The sequence below is a fragment of the Actinotignum sp. usb-actsch-213 genome (genome assembly GCF_059085665.1).
In genome coordinates, this window is sequence record NZ_JBHNSQ010000027.1 from 25,469 (window position 1) to 40,063 (window position 14,595).

Annotated in this window: 14 protein-coding genes; 6 read left to right on the forward strand and 8 right to left on the reverse strand. The window is 62.3% G+C overall.

Going from position 1 to position 14,595, the window contains the following annotated elements:
* Nucleotides 1-131 precede the first annotated feature (131 nt).
* The 4 genes from thiD to AC5RK6_RS02145 are packed head-to-tail and all read left to right on the forward strand — an operon-like array spanning nucleotide 132 to nucleotide 3,490.
* Complete coding sequence (gene thiD, locus AC5RK6_RS02130) at nucleotides 132-935, forward strand: bifunctional hydroxymethylpyrimidine kinase/phosphomethylpyrimidine kinase (protein WP_274755818.1); 804 nt, start codon at nucleotides 132-134, stop codon at nucleotides 933-935.
* A 3-nt stretch (nucleotides 936-938) separates the two neighbouring features.
* Complete coding sequence (locus AC5RK6_RS02135) at nucleotides 939-1,508, forward strand: YdcF family protein (protein ID WP_274755817.1); 570 nt, start codon at nucleotides 939-941, stop codon at nucleotides 1,506-1,508.
* 39 nt (nucleotides 1,509-1,547) lie between these two features.
* Entirely contained in the window at nucleotides 1,548-2,270 is a 723-nt protein-coding gene (locus AC5RK6_RS02140; RefSeq protein WP_274735570.1) for an HD domain-containing protein, read from the forward strand.
* On the forward strand, nucleotides 2,267-3,490 hold the full coding sequence (locus tag AC5RK6_RS02145) for a serine hydrolase domain-containing protein (RefSeq protein ID WP_274755816.1): 1,224 nt from the start codon (nucleotides 2,267-2,269) through the stop codon (nucleotides 3,488-3,490). Before AC5RK6_RS02140 ends, AC5RK6_RS02145 begins: the two co-directional genes overlap by 4 nt.
* 121 nt (nucleotides 3,491-3,611) lie before the next feature.
* Here AC5RK6_RS02145 and dnaB read toward each other — a convergent pair whose 3' ends face one another.
* Complete coding sequence (gene dnaB, locus AC5RK6_RS02150) at nucleotides 3,612-4,976, reverse strand: replicative DNA helicase (protein WP_126135498.1); 1,365 nt, start codon at nucleotides 4,974-4,976, stop codon at nucleotides 3,612-3,614.
* Nucleotides 4,977-5,379: 403 nt separating this feature from the next.
* Here dnaB and AC5RK6_RS02155 point away from each other — a divergent pair, with 403 nt between their 5' ends.
* Complete coding sequence (locus tag AC5RK6_RS02155) at nucleotides 5,380-6,744, forward strand: MATE family efflux transporter (protein WP_274755815.1); 1,365 nt, start codon at nucleotides 5,380-5,382, stop codon at nucleotides 6,742-6,744.
* Nucleotides 6,745-6,849: 105 nt separating this feature from the next.
* Here AC5RK6_RS02155 and rplI read toward each other — a convergent pair whose 3' ends face one another.
* The 4 genes from rplI to rpsF form a co-directional block, all read right to left on the reverse strand.
* A complete protein-coding gene (gene rplI / locus AC5RK6_RS02160) occupies nucleotides 6,850-7,305 on the reverse strand; it encodes a 50S ribosomal protein L9 (protein ID WP_016442030.1) in 456 nt (151 codons plus the stop codon).
* Nucleotides 7,306-7,316: 11 nt separating this feature from the next.
* The gene (rpsR, locus tag AC5RK6_RS02165; protein WP_016442031.1) at nucleotides 7,317-7,556 is read right to left on the reverse strand and encodes a 30S ribosomal protein S18; all 240 of its coding nucleotides are present in this window, start codon (nucleotides 7,554-7,556) and stop codon (nucleotides 7,317-7,319) included.
* 143 nt (nucleotides 7,557-7,699) lie between these two features.
* On the reverse strand, nucleotides 7,700-8,263 hold the full coding sequence (locus AC5RK6_RS02170; protein WP_274778508.1) for a single-stranded DNA-binding protein: 564 nt from the start codon (nucleotides 8,261-8,263) through the stop codon (nucleotides 7,700-7,702).
* Nucleotides 8,264-8,320: 57 nt separating this feature from the next.
* A complete protein-coding gene (gene rpsF, locus AC5RK6_RS02175; protein ID WP_126135501.1) occupies nucleotides 8,321-8,611 on the reverse strand; it encodes a 30S ribosomal protein S6 in 291 nt (96 codons plus the stop codon).
* Between the two features lie 287 nt (nucleotides 8,612-8,898).
* Between rpsF and AC5RK6_RS02180 the strand changes: the two genes are divergently transcribed.
* The gene (locus AC5RK6_RS02180; RefSeq protein ID WP_164545936.1) at nucleotides 8,899-9,570 is read left to right on the forward strand and encodes a TetR/AcrR family transcriptional regulator; all 672 of its coding nucleotides are present in this window, start codon (nucleotides 8,899-8,901) and stop codon (nucleotides 9,568-9,570) included.
* Here AC5RK6_RS02180 and AC5RK6_RS02185 read toward each other — a convergent pair.
* The 3 genes from AC5RK6_RS02185 to AC5RK6_RS02195 all read right to left on the reverse strand — a co-directional run bounded on the left by AC5RK6_RS02185 (nucleotide 9,567) and on the right by AC5RK6_RS02195 (nucleotide 14,481).
* Nucleotides 9,567-10,664 carry a hypothetical protein gene (locus tag AC5RK6_RS02185; protein ID WP_435730779.1) on the reverse strand — a complete coding sequence of 366 codons (1,098 nt, stop codon included), beginning with the start codon at nucleotides 10,662-10,664 and terminating at the stop codon, nucleotides 9,567-9,569. The two genes, AC5RK6_RS02180 and AC5RK6_RS02185, sit on opposite strands and share 4 nt — an antisense overlap.
* Nucleotides 10,665-10,725: 61 nt before the next feature.
* Nucleotides 10,726-12,987 carry a transglycosylase domain-containing protein gene (locus AC5RK6_RS02190; RefSeq protein WP_435730778.1) on the reverse strand — a complete coding sequence of 754 codons (2,262 nt, stop codon included), beginning with the start codon at nucleotides 12,985-12,987 and terminating at the stop codon, nucleotides 10,726-10,728.
* A gap of 84 nt (nucleotides 12,988-13,071) precedes the next feature.
* The gene (locus AC5RK6_RS02195) at nucleotides 13,072-14,481 is read right to left on the reverse strand and encodes an AI-2E family transporter (RefSeq protein WP_435730777.1); all 1,410 of its coding nucleotides are present in this window, start codon (nucleotides 14,479-14,481) and stop codon (nucleotides 13,072-13,074) included.
* Between the last annotated feature and the right edge of the window lie 114 nt (nucleotides 14,482-14,595).

The following is a 14,595-nucleotide window of genomic DNA, read 5'->3' on the forward strand; positions in this document are numbered from 1 at the left end:
AACGCCCCATAAAGATGTCGTAGCCCTTCGCTAGCATAGAAGTGGTGAAAGGCAGGTCACGCCCCGATGGGCCGGGGCGGAATATCAGGTGAACGTCACCGTGCCGGGAACCCGTAAGGAAAAGGAGCGGAATGTATTTTGCATACACCATCGCCGGATCGGAAGCTACCGGCGGTGCTGGATTCCAAGTTGATTTAAAAACCTTCCAGCAACTCGGGGTGTACGGCATGGGCACGCTCACGTGTATCGTGTCCTTCGATCCGAAGAATAACTGGAACCATCGCTTCGTGCCCGTCTCTCCGGAAGTGATCAGCGCTCAGATGGAAGCGGCGCTGCGCTCCCAGAATATTCGCACCGCCAAGGTCGGTATGCTCGGCCACCCGGATACTATTGAGGCGGTACGCGCCGGGCTCGCTTCCCAGGATTGGGACAATGTGGTGGTGGATCCGGTTCTCATCTGCAAGGGTCAGGAACCCGGCCAGGCGCTGGATACCGATAATGCGCTGCGCACCAAGATTCTTCCCTTCGCCACCGTCACCACCCCGAATAATTTTGAGGCACGCACCCTCTCCGGTTTGGATGCGCTGGAAACTGAGGAGGATCTCATCGAAGCCGCCAAGCGCATCGGTGAGCTCGGCCCCACGTACGTGGTGGTCAAGGGCGGGATTGATTTCCCCGGCCCGGATGCCGTGGATGTTCTCTGGGATGGGGAGAAAGCCACCGTCTACCGCGCCCCGAAGATCGGTGAGGAACGCGTTTCGGGTGCCGGCTGCACCCTGGCCGCCGCCATCACCGCGGAACTGGCCAAGGGCGTGGAGATCCACGAAGCCGTGCAGCGCGCGAAGAATATGGTGACCGCCGGCATTAAGGCCCGCGTGGAAGCCAATACCCCCTTCGCTACCGTGTGGCAGGGCGCTTACCGGGATCAGGACTAAGCCATGCCCGGCATCGATCCGGCCGTTCCGGTCATTATTGTGCTGGGCGGCCGGATCGTGCACACCCGCGTGGGTTTTGTGCCCAGCGGTAGTTTGAAGCGCCGCCTGGCGCGGGCGCTGGCTGAATATCGCTATGCCCGCTCGCGCGGGGCACACCCCGCCCTCATCTGCTCGGGTGGGCGGGCCTCACCCGGCGTGCCCAGCGAAGCCCAGGTCATGGCCTCCTGGCTTGCCGCCCGCGCAGTACCCCGCAGCGCGCTCCTGGTAGAAAGCCACTCGCGCACCACCGAAGAGAATATGGGAGACTGCGCCGCGCTGCTCCGCGGGCGCACTCCGATTCCCGGGCTGCTCCCCGATGGCACCATCGCCGCGGTGATCGTGACCTCCTGGCAGCACGTGCCGCGGGCCCGGTATTTCGCCGTGAAATACCGCTTCACCCCCGTCATGCGCGGAGCCAGCCTCGCTCCTTCCACCACCCCGAAAGCCCTCATCTGGGAACTGGGCGCGGTGGGGATTTACCTGGCGCGGGTGCTGGCGCGCCGGGTGCGCAAGCGGCGTCGTCGTAGCACTTAAGTACGGAAGGGAGCCCGCGTGCCGTGCCACAATAGAAACGTGACAACGAATCCGTACCTACGCCCCGCCCTCGCGTTCCTGCGTGAGCACCTGGAAGGCGCCCCGGCCAGCCCGCGCGCCCGCCGCTACCGCTATGAACACTGTTTACGAGTGGCGGCCATCGGGCGCGGAGTTGCCATGTCAGAAGGCTTGGCGGTACATACCCTAGAAATTGCCTGCCTCCTGCACGACGTCGGGAAATTTGATTCCGCCCGCCCGGTAGACCACGGCCGCGCCGGCGCACGCATCATCCGCCCGTTTTTGGCAAGTCTAGGCATGCCGGAAGCGGAGGTCACGGAGATCTGCCAGGGCATCGCCATGCACACCGATGGCCGCAGCGAATATCCGGAAGATTCCCCCGAATACCCCGGCCATCGCGAATATCCGGAAGAAGCCAGCGTGCTGGCGCGCTCGGTTGGCGACTGCGATAACGTGGATCGTTTCAGCGTCTACCGCATCCACGACACCCTGCTGTATCACAATATGGACGCCATGCCGCTCCCGGAACAACTTGATTTTATTGACGGATACCTGGCGCGCCTGGGCCGCGAGCGCCACTACCGCTGCGCCACCCGCAGCGCGCAACGCCTCTGGATTGAAGCGCTGGAATTTCAGGAGTATTACTTTTCCCGGATGCGTGAGCAGCTAGCCAGCGCGCACCCGTATATGGACCTTGCCGAGGGCGAGTCAATACCCTCGGCGCACTCTAGGAGGAATCCATGACAACATTCACGCAGGCGCGCGATTCCATCCGCGGCTCCTACGCCCCGGAATTTGCGCGAGTGGTAGACGCTTTCGCCGCCTCCATCGCCACCAACCAAGATCGCGGCGGGCAAATCGCGGTGCTCTGGCACGGCGAACCCGTGGTCAATATTTACGGGGGCTGGAATCCGCCCGCCGGTGCAAATACCGGAGGCGGGGTGGCCGATGGCGCCGTCGTTGAAGATCCTATCGAGGAACGCACGCCCTACCCGGATAACGCGGTGCAGCTTATTTTCTCGCAAACGAAGGGCCTGACCGGGATCTGCTTCGCGGACTGTGTGGCGCGCGGCCTCATCGACCCGGATGCCCGCGTGGCTGACTACTGGCCGGAGTTTGCCGCCAACGGCAAGGAAGATATTCGGGTGAGCCAGCTGGCCAGCCACTCCGCCGGGCTGCCCGGTTTTGACCATATTCTGCCCGCGAGCGCACTTTTCGATTGGGACCTGATTACCTCCGAGCTCGCGGCCCAGGCCCCGCGCTGGGAGCCCGGCACCAAACACGGCTACCACGCGCTCTCCATGGGCTACCTGGCCGGAGAGCTGGTGCGGCGGGTTTCCGGGCTCACCCCGAAGCACTACCTGGAAGAAAACTTCCGGGCGCCCCTCAACCTGTCCGTGTGGATTGGCTGCCCGGAATCCGAGCGTTCCCGCATCGCCAAGCATTTCTGGGGCCCGCGCACCCAGGGCTGGGGCGGGGCGCTGCGCCAGGCCCAGGCCGATCCGAACTCCACAACCTCCTACGCCTACCAATCCCCGCAGGACACCGATTCGGCCATCACCGATCCGCATTTCCTCGACGCGGAAATGCCCTCTATTAACGGGCATGCCGACGCACTCTCCTTGGCAACCCTCTACGCGACGTTCTGCGACGGGCGCTATGCGCGCTACGATGCCGAGCTCATCACCGCGGTTTCAGCCACCCGCGCCGAAGGCTTCGACGAAGTCCTGTGTGATTCGACCTCCCGCTACGGGCTGGTCTTCCAGCTGGGCAGCCAGCGCGAGCCCATGCTCTCCCGCGGCAGCTTCGGACACAACGGGCGCGGCGGTTGCCTTTCCTTCGCGGACCCGGGTACCGGAATCTCCTTCTCCTACGTGGAGAACCAGCTTTCCTCCGAGCCGCTGCCGCAGGCGCGCGTCTGCCGCCTCCTGGCCGCGGTGCGAGACAGCCTTGAATTGGCGTAGCTAGATCGGGCAGCTAGCTTGGCGTAGCTAGCCCACCGGCACAGCACCGGGAATAAATAGTATTTTGCGCGGGGCGCGTTGCATATGCGCAGCGCGCCCCCGCGACTGTTTCGGCTCGGATTTAGTTTTCGGCAAGATTCGCGAAACGCGCGTAGTGGCCCTGGAATGCCACCTCCACCGTGCCGGTAGGCCCGGAACGCTGCTTGCCAATAATGACTTCCGCGAGCCCGGCCTTCTCCGAATCCTGGTGGTACATATCATCGCGGTGGATAAGAAGGACGACGTCGGCATCCTGCTCCAAAGAACCCGATTCACGCAGGTCAGCCACCTGGGGGCGCTTATCATTTCGCTTTTCCGAATCACGGTTGAGCTGCGCCACCGCAATAATAGGGATCTCCAATTCCTTAGCGAGCAATTTAATCGAGCGTGAAAACTCCGAGACTTCCTGCTGGCGTGATTCTGGAACCCGCCCAGCCGAAGCCAAAAGCTGCAGGTAGTCGATCACAATCATCTGAATATCGTGCTGCTGCTTGAGGCGGCGCGATTTTGCGCGGATTTCCGGCAAGGTGAGATTTGGAGAATCATCCACAATAAGCGGCGCGGTAGAAATACGTTCGACGGCGCCGGCGACTTTGTCCCAATCCTGCTGCGTCATCTCACCTTTAATCATGCGATCTTGGAAAACTCCCGCCTCGGCAGCGAGCAAACGCATGGACAGTTCCGTACGGTTCATTTCCAGGGAGAAGTAGACCACCGGCTGGTGATTGTGGATGGCAGCCTGCCGGCAAAAATCCATGGCGAGCGTAGACTTACCCGCACCCGGGCGGGCCGCCACAATAATCATCTGCCCGGCGCGCAAACCGTTAAGCTTGGCATCCAGGTCAATAAACCCGGTGGCCACCCCTTCTAGTTGGCCCGCGCGTTCCGCGTTTTTCTCCAATTCATCCAGCAGCCCGGGAACGATTTCCGCCATCGTGGCGTAATCCGTAGCCTCCCGCGATTGACCGAGGGAAAAAACCTCCGATTGGGCCATATTGATGAGACCCATAACATCCGCTCCGTCAGTGGTGTAGCCGAGCTGGGCGATGCGGGTACCCACTTCCACCAAGCCGCGCAGCTGGGATTGTTCACGCACAATATTCGCGTAATACCCGGCATTCGCAGCCGTGGGTACCGAGGCGACCAGAGTATGCAAATACGGCAGCCCGCCAATGCGCTCCAGATCCCCGCGTTTTTTGAGTTCCGCGCCCACGGTAATGGCATCTGCCGGCTCCCCGCGCCCGAAAAGCTCAAGGATGACCGTGAACACCGTGGCGTTGGAGGGCTGGTAAAAATCATCGGCGGTTAGCACGGTTACCACATCGGCAATAGCGTCTTTGGAGAGCAGCATTCCGCCCAGAACAGATTGTTCGGCCGAGAGATTTTGGGGAGGGGTACGTTCAAAAGATGACCCCTGCATCTTTGCACCGTTGTTGACGACGGACATAGCTTCCCTTTCTCGGCAATAGATCTCCACTGGCTTTCGTAACGCGTTTACGAGGTGAATTTCAAGTTAATTCCCCCGCGCGGATGTGTAAACACGCCGGTGGATCCGTGCATAACCGGTGGACAAACTGTGGATAGCTTGGGGATTGTTCACCATTTGTACCCACAACTATCCACAACTGTGGATGGAGTGGGGGAAATCCCCGGTATTCCGTCCCCAAGTTTGTCCACAACTGTGGAAAGATGCGGCCCCAAGTTCTCCACACTCATGGGCCGTGAGGTCGCTCACGTTGAGGCTTTCCTCAAGTACCGGTGGCCGGGAGCTTACGGGTGCCGCTGAGGCCAATTGCGGCTGGCAGCCCTGAAACCGGCGGCCTCACCCGGGCTCGGCTAAGCTAGCGGACGTGACGACACCCGAGAACAATTCCAACAGGCCCACCGGCGACCGCGCCACCACCAAGCACGCTATCGACCGCGAGATCGCACGCCTGGCCCTTCCCTCCCTCGGCTCCCTCCTGGCTGAGCCACTCCTCGTTGCCACCGATACCGTGATGGTCGGCCACCTGGGCACCGGGCCGCTAGCCGGCCTCGCCCTCGCCTCCACTATTCTCACCACCCTCGTTGGGCTATGCATTTTCCTGGCCTACGCCACCACTTCCGCCACCGCCCGCTACGTGGGAGCTGTGCGCATGAAAGCCGCCCTTTCCCAAGGCATGGACGGGCTCTGGCTGGCCGGTACCCTGGGCGTGCTACTCGGCGCGGTCTTAGCTATCTGGGCACCCCAGATTCTGGAGATCTTCGGAGCAGAGGGAATCGTCGTCACCGAAGGGGCACGCTACCTGCGTTTTTCCGCCGCGGGGCTCCCCGGTATGCTCGTCGTCCTCGCCGCCACCGGAACCCTGCGCGGGCTGGGGAACACCACCACGCCCTTCAAAGTTTCGGTACTCGGGGCACTCGTCAATATTCCCCTCAACTTTGTTTTCATCTACCCTGCCGGGCTGGGCCTGGCGGGAGCCGGAATCGGTACCGCGGCGGCGCAAACGGTTATGGGTGTAGTACTGACCGGCGTCGTCGTACATCATGCGCGCGAGCACCACGCCCCGCTCGCGCCGCGCGGAGTGGGTGTGCTCCGCGCCCTCCACGATTCCGTACCTCTCATCGTGCGGTCCGCGGTGCTGCGCGTGCTTATCCTGCTGCAAATCACCGGAGCGACCCAACTCGGCACCGAAGCGCTCGCCGCGAACCAAATCACCATGACCATCTGGAATTTCGCCTCCTACGGGCTGGATGCCCTCGCCATGGCCGCCCAAATCCTCGTGGGCCAAGCCTCCGGCGCCGGCGACGAATCGCGCCTGCGGGTAGTGCTCGGGCGCTGCCTGACGCGCGGCATGAGCGTGGGTGCGGTGCTGGGGGCCGCTACCGTCCTCACCTCGCCGCTTATCGTGCGGATCATGAGCACCGCGGGCGACGTGCGCTGGCTAGCCTTCTGGGGCCTCCTCGTTATCGCGGTATTTTTCCCGATTGCCTCGGTTGCATTTATTCTCGACGGCGTCCTCATCGGCGCGGGCGACCTCACGACCTTGGCGTGGATGATGTTTATCCCCCTCGCCCTGTACGGGCCGATGGTGCTCGGACTGCTGGAATGGACCTCCGGGCAAACGGGATTCATCTGGCTGTGGATCGGCTATGCCGGGGTGTGCATGAGCGCCCGGGCGCTGCCCATGTACCTGCGGGTGCGCGGGGAAAAGTGGGTGCAGCTAGGGAGCTAGGCGAGAGCGGGCACGGCAGCACAAAGGCGACGGCAGCACAAAGGCGGGGGAGTCCCACTAAGGTTCTCCCCCGCCTTCGCGTGCTGATGAACTAGCTATCAGCTATTACTTCTTGGGTGCGCGCAGCACATCCACCTGGAGGGATGCCGTGACATCCTCATGCACCCGCACCTTAGCGGTGTAGCTGCCCAGGGACTTGATCGGGGATGCCAGCGTGATCCAACGCTTATCCACCGGCTTGCCCACGGTTTCGGTAGCGGCTTCAGCGATGTCCTTGGAGGTCACCGCGCCGAAGAGGCGGCCATTTTCACCGGCGGCCTTCTTTACCTGCACCACAGCTTCGTTAAGCGCATCGCGCAGCGCGTGCGCGGCTTCCAGATCGGTGATGGAGCGCTTGCGGCGCGCTTCGGCCATCTGATCGATCTGCTTCTGAGCACCCTTGGTCCACGGAGTGGCGTAGCCGCGCGGCAGCAGGTAGTTACGGCCGTAGCCGTCCTTGACGGTGACAACGTCACCGGCGGTGCCGAGGCGTTCGACGTCGTGCGTAAGAATGAGCTTCATTATGTGCCTCCTTAGCGAGCGTTGCTCGAGTAGGGAAGCAGAGCCATCTCACGGGCGTTCTTAATCGCCTTGGCGATCTTGCGCTGCTCCTGAACGTTGACACCGGTCACGCGGCGGGCGCGGATCTTGCCGCGGTCCGAAATGAACTTGCGCAGCGTAGCGGTGTCCTTGTAGTCAATATTGCCGACCTTGATGGCCTTCACCGGAGCGGTCTTCCGCTTCAACGGCTTGCGAAGATGTCCCTTCGCCATAGTTGTCTCCTTGTGTTGCTGCGACTCATGCCTACCGAAGCTCCCGCAACTACCGCGCTTTTTCTGCGCGCCGCGGGGCAGTGGCCCGAGTCAAAATGTCAATAACTGGTGTGTGCGTAATCCCGGAAATCTAGAACGCGTATTTAGAACGGGGGCATATCGTCAAAAGCGGAACCGCCCTGCGGGGCTTGCGGCTGCTGGCTCCACGGATCGTAAGCCGAGCCGCCCTGCGGAGCGTTGTAGCTGGCCTGACCCCCGTAGGAGCCCTGCCCGCCCTGACCGCTCGGAGCGCCCTGGTTCTGGCCGTAGCCACCCTGGTTGCCGCGGTTGTAATTACCGCCGCCACTGGTTTTCGTGACCTGGGCCTTGGCGTAGCGCAGCGAGGGCCCGATTTCATCAACCTGAAGTTCCAGACCTTCGCGCTGTTCTCCGTTCTGGGTCTGGTAACGATTGACCGTCAGCCGGCCCGTTACCAGCACGCGCATGCCCTTCGACAGCGATTCAGCGACGTTCTCCGCGTAGTCACGCCACGCCGAGCACCGCACGAACATTGGTTCGCCATCTTCCCACTGGTCTGTTTGGGCATTGCGCTTGCGCGGGGTGGAAGCAACCGTGAAGCTCGCGACCGCCACACCACCTGACGTGAAACGCATTTCCGGATCGGCGGTGAGGTTACCGACGATCGTAATGACCGGTTCGTTTGCCATAATCGCTCCTTTTACCCCGTTGTTTTCTCAGATTCGGTTCTTACGCTGGTGGTACGTTTACTTTTCGTCGCGACGCAGGAGCTTGATGCGGAGCACGTCCTCGTTGAGGCCGAGCTGGCGGTCAAGTTCGCTTGCGGTTGCGGGAGTCGCTTTCATATCGACGACGACGTAAATGCCCTCCGAGTGCTTGTTAATGGGATAAGCAAGCTTCCGGCGGCCCCAAATATCGACCTTTTCCAGTTCGCCGCCCTCATTGGGGACAACCTGGAGCAGCTTCTGAACGTTGGTCGACAAATTACGTTCGTCAACGTTCGGAGAAAGGATGATCATCATCTCGTATTCACGCATGTCTACCCACCTCCTCTGGTCTAAACGGCCGCGGTCCGTCCGCGGCAGAAGGGTTATGCGTTGACCCGCCCATCCGCATGCTGACGCCCGCGAACAGATAGGTCAGTCCCTCAGTCTAGCCGGTACCGGCATTGTTTTCCAGATGGTTAAATATGGAGCGGCCCACGCCTTTTCGCCCGTATTTCCGTGAGAATCCCGGCCCTGCACGCATGGGGAACGGTAGACTTTCCCTAGGTCGCTCCACCGCGATTGTGGCGACCTACCGGGCACAAACACAGGAGCGAGCTATGAGTGAAGGTGAAGCACCCACCACGCGGGAAAAGCTGTTGGATGCGGCCCGCGCGCAGCTTGACCGCGCCGGGGCCGAACAGCTTTCCATGCGCGCGATTGCTCGCTCCCTTGAGCTTTCCCCGGGTGCTCCCTACCGCCACGTACGCTCCCGCGAAGAACTCCTCACCACCCTGGCGGCCGAAGCCTACCGTGACCTGGCCGGGGCGATGCGCCGGGCTGCGGATCAAAAAATGTCAGGGCGGGAACGCTGGGTGGCGGCCTGGCGCGCCGCCCACACCTGGGCCCTTGATTACCCGAATCGTTTCTCCCTTATTTATGGGGCCAGCGCGATTGATTTTTCCAATCCGGAAATGACCACGGCCGCGGCCCTGCGCGTCCCCCTCGAATTGGCCCGCATCGCCAAAGGTGGGCGCAATAAAGCCCTGACAGGCCCCGAAACCCGGGCGCTCGGGGTGGATCTGTGGCGCATCCGCATGACTTTCGGGTCTCTTGATGCGGAGCTGGCTGAACTACCGGACGGCCTCATCGTCTCCGTGATCCGCGCGTGGACCGAACTGGTAGGAACCATCACCCTGGAGATGACCGAAAGGTACGCCGGGCTTTTCGACGATCACCTCGGCTACCTCGATACGGTGGCCAACCAGTGGGCGGGCACCCTCCAGCTCTAGGCGAGTGGCAGGCCGGATTCCGCACCGGTAGCGCGTGCGTGCACAGCCACCATCTCCGCCGCGCGCCCGGTAGGAGAAGGCCCGAAGGCAGCAATGAAGCGCGTGGTGGCGTAGCCGGCGCGGGCGGCGTCGTACCGCATCAACCACCGTGACATTTCCTCGCGCGCAGCCGGATCGCATAGCGCCGACGACGCATCGTACTCGGGCCAACGCACGCTGGGCGCCGCGATCCCGACTCGCCAGGGTTTGGCGGTGAGGCGCGCCCGGTAGGATTCGTACACCCGGCACAACCGCATATAGAGCGGGTCGGAACCGAGCTGATTGAGGATCATCTGCGCTTCCCCGGAGTCCGCGGCGATACCCTCGACAGCCACGATCACGCGGAAACCTTTGAAAGTGCGGTAGACGAAAACCGGCCAGGCCGCATTGAGACGCGCGAAATGTTCAATACGATCAAAGGCAATGAGTTCGGCTTCGATCATATGCTGGCGTACCGGCGCTGTTTCGGTGATGAGCCCCGGGATGGAGGCGGAACCGGGAGCGGTGTTCGCCGCGGTTACCGATGCCGGTTCCGGTGCGAGAGCAGGTGCCGCACCCGGTCCGGGCTCGAAAGCAGAGCCGGCGGGCCGCTCCTGCTTCTTCGCGCCGAAACCGAAAAGTCGGGCGAGGAAACCGGGTTTGTTCTGAGAACCTGCGGCTCGCCCGCCGGCCCGTTTGCCGCCTCGCGCGCGGGCCACCTCTTCTAATTCGGGAACATCCACATCCGCGATGAGGATATCTGCGGTATTGAGAACCTCTGCTCCGTAGCGATTTCGGGTGATCGCGCAGGTAGGGGTGCCGTTCTCCCTGCTGAGGACGGACAGGATCTCTTCGCGCAGCGGGGTGCCCGGATAGTATTCCGCGCGAGCTTGGCGTTCGCGGGGAAAATGACCGAGTTCAGCGATGCGATCAACGAGGCGATGCAATCGCGCTGCCGCGACTTTTTGCGCCTCTTCTTCCGAGTTGGCGGACCAGCCCCATTGCGCCACCGTGGCTGGCCCCGACGTGGTAGATACCGGGGCGCTCTCCCGCGCCCAGAAGGGATAGATTTTCATGAGGTCAGTCTAAAACGCGGGTGGCCAACACTTCGAGAGTGTGGAACGCGCTAGCCCACTCCTACCCCACCGCGCCGGGAACGCGCTCGCGTTCAGCCGGCTCGGTGGGCAACGGGATAGTTTCCGTGGGCGGGGCGGGCATCCGGGTAGGTTGCAGCTCCGGGGGCACCGTAGCGCTCGGTTCGGGTGCCGGCTCTTCGGTGGCCGGCGCCGGTTGCTCGCTTGGCTCCGCGCTCGGTTCGGGCGTCGTCGTTACTTCTTCCACCGGTTCGAGGCGCGTAGGCCGCAAGCTGGGGCGCTTCTCGCCAATAAGCTCCGGTTCGGGGAACTTCGGCAGCTCCATAGTGCCGGTAACGGCCTTCATGAAGTCCACCCACATATCCACCGGGTAGCCGTTCCCGCCGATACCCCACGGGTAGGCACCCCAGCCGCCCAGCGACTCTTCCTCACCGTTCGGCCCGATCTGGAACATATTCACCGTGGTAATAATCTTCGGGTTGTAGCCCACGAACCACGCGGATTTCAGATCCGTGGAGGTTCCGGTTTTCCCAGCCACCTGGAAGCCGAGCCGCCCGGCCCGATCCGCCGTCCCGCGCGGGCCGGTGGGTTCCTGGAGTAACTCGTTGAGGTTATCGGCAACGCGCTGATCGAGCACCCGCTTACCGGCCGTATCCGCGCGGTACACCACGGTACCCTGCGCATCGCGCACCTCGCTAACCACATGCAAGGGCACACTCACCCCGCGGTTGGCGAAACCGGCAAAGGCCTGGGTGAGCTCCTTATTGGTCGGGGAAGCCGAGCCGAGCACATTGGTGAGGGAATTATCCAGACCCGGCGTGGTTTCCGGAATCCCGGCCTCAATCGCGGCGGCACGGGTATTACGCGGCCCCACCTCCTCGTTGAGCTGCGCGTAGTACGTATTCACCGAGTTCGCGGTGGCGGTACGCATATTGATATTTCCCATATTGGCGTCGTCGAAATTACTAATGGTGATATCACCAATTTTCAGCTCCGCGGGGGAATTGTAATAGGTACCGTCGATGGATTTGCCCTGCTTGAGAGCCGCGAGCGCGCCGAAGGGTTTGAAGGTCGATCCGGCCTGAGCGCGATCCTGCGTGACGGTATTGCGCTGGCGTTCCTGGTAGTCCGCGCCGGCGTACATCGCGTAAATACCTCCGGTGGACGGATCCGCGGAAAGCATACCCACGTAATTGTTTTCCGGGCGATCTTTGGGGAGGGCATTGACGACATCGACCGCGGCCTGCTGCATGGTCGAGTCAAGTGTGGTGACAATCGTATAGCCACCCCGGTTGAGGCTGTCCTCGGTGAACTTTTCCGTGGCGATAAGTTCCTGCTGGGCGGCGGCCAGCAGGTAGCCGTTCGTTCCGCTGAATTGCTTGGCTGCAACATACTCGATGGTCGCGGGCATGGTGGCACCCGCGGCCTGGTCAGCGGTGATATAGCCGTCTTCGAGCATGCGGTTAATGACCCGGTCGAAACGTTGGGCAGCTCGCTCCGGATCAACCGCCGGGTCCCAGGCGGAGGGCGCCGGAATAACCGCGGTGAGGAGCGCGGCCTGGTCCAGGCTCAGCTGGGCGGCGGGAATACCAAAGTAGTTCTGAGCTGCGCTTTCAATCCCGTAGGCACCGCGCCCGAAGTAAATAGTATTGAGGTAGTTTTCCAGAATGTCCTGCTTGGAGGAATTGCGGTCCACCTTGACCGCGAGCACGGCTTCTTTCACCTTGCCGATGTAATCAGTGGTGGTGCCCAGGTAGTAGTTCTCCACGTACTGCTGGGTGAGGGTGGAGCCTCCCTGGCGCGCCCCACCGCGAATATTATTGACGACGGCGCGCGCGATGCCACCCAGGTCAATCCCGGAATTGGAGTAGAAAGTGCGGTCTTCTGAGGCAACCACTGCATTGCCCACGTACTCGGGCAGGGATTCCAGGGGGACCGGGGTGCGGTTCACCTCGTACATGCTGCCCAATTCGGTGCTGCCGTCGCGGTAGTAGAGAGTGGTTTTTTCCGCGGTCGCAATATCATCGGGGCTGGGGACGGGCAGGAAAATGTAGAGCGTCACCAGGGCAACCAGCCCGCCGAAGCCCAGGGTGAAGAACATTCCGAGCACGAAGCGCCACGAGGGAATCCAGCGGTGAATCGGCCCCTTGCCGCGGCGCGGATAATTCCATAGCGAGCGCTTGCGGCGCGCGCCCGTGCCCGTTCCGCCCCGGCGCGCTCCGGCACGACCCGCAGGGCCTGCGCTGCGCCCCGTAGTGGTGCGCGCGCGCCCCTTCTGTGTCCGACCCGTTCGCGTTCCAGCCATCGTTACTCCCTACCGGCGCGCGGTCGCGCCGCGTATCTAGTCTGCCTCAGGTCACACGCTCGTGGCTAACCCGCGTGGTCCAAGCTACCCGCGGATACCTTTCTTGCGGCGTCGCGAAATCTTCCGCAGATCCCGCATCTTGGTGCGCACCTCGGAATCCCGCGAAGTGAAATCACGGTAAATTTCCCGGACCGGTTCGTCAAGATCGTAGACGCCGCGCTCCGCGCGAGTTTTCGCATTCGATTCGGGCACGAGGAAAGCCTCCACCCAGCGCGAACGCGAAGAAGAATCCACGAAAATCGCCTTGATAAACAAGGTGAGCGGAACCGCGAGGATCGTTCCCAGCGGTCCGAGCACCACCGCCCAGAACAGCAGCGAAAGGAAGGTGACGGTCGTGGACAATCCCACCGCGTCCCCCACGATCTTCGGCTGCAGCACGCCCTGAATCGTGACGTTGAGGAAGGTGAAAATCACCAGAATCCACAGCGCGGTGGCCGGCCCGCTATCCACCAGCCCCATGAGTGCCGGCGGGATCACACCGAGGATGAAACCAATATTCGGAATGTAATTCGTAACAAAGGTCCACAGCGCCCAGGCCAGTGCCAGCGGAATCCCCAACCACATCATGACGAAATAATTGAGGGTGGAAACCAGCAAACCAAAGAGGGTGGCCACCAGCCAGTATTGGCGCACCCGCCCCTCGAAGGAGGCCAGGGCACGGTAGAGATCCGGATCGTGATCGCGCACGATACGGGCGCGCGCCGGCACGGACAGGGTGTCAATCGTGATGAAGAAAATCGCGAGCGCCAGCACAAACATGAGGCTCCCCACGCTCATGAGCGCCCCGGATGCCTGGCTGAGCAGGGAAATAATCGTGTCCATATTGAGCACGTCACCCAGGCGCTGACTGAGCTGATCCGTGCTCAAACCCAGGCTTTCCAGCCAGGTCATAGTGTCTTGGAAAAGCTTGGTGAATTTATCTTCGTAGCTCATGAGGGTGCGCGGCAGTCCGGCCAGAGACCACGCCGTCAAACCCACCACCGCGAGGAGCACCACCACAATAATGGAGACGGTCAGTGTTCCGGACAGCCACCGCGGCACGTGGTGGCGCAGGAGGAGGCGATGCACCGGGCGCACCGTCAATACCAGGGTGAGAGCCAGGAACACCGGCCCCACAAAATCGTGAATGAGGTAGAGGCCCACGCACACGATGGTGAGAAGTGCCGCCGCGTGCAGCAGCTTCACCCCAAAATCCTCGCCGTGACCCGCATCCGTGCCGCGGTTCACCTCCGAGTTCCCGGAGCCGCTTTGTTCACCGGCGCCGGAATTCTCCGCATCGCTTGCCCGTCCTATAGCCGACGACGCCGCACCGCCCGCGCTCTCCTCACCGCCGCTATCGTTGCCCGCCCGGGAGCCAGCAACCTGGGTGGGCAGGGTGTCAATAGCCTGGGCAATACGATCACGTGGAATATCACCTGGTCGAGTGGCGGCCATAGGATCCTCCGTCCTGGTGGGAGTCCCGGTGGCGGATGCGCGCCGGGTCATTTACTTCTTATCTTGCCAGTTTTCCGCGCTCCGCACGGATTGCCCGCGCCCCGCACCCAAGGT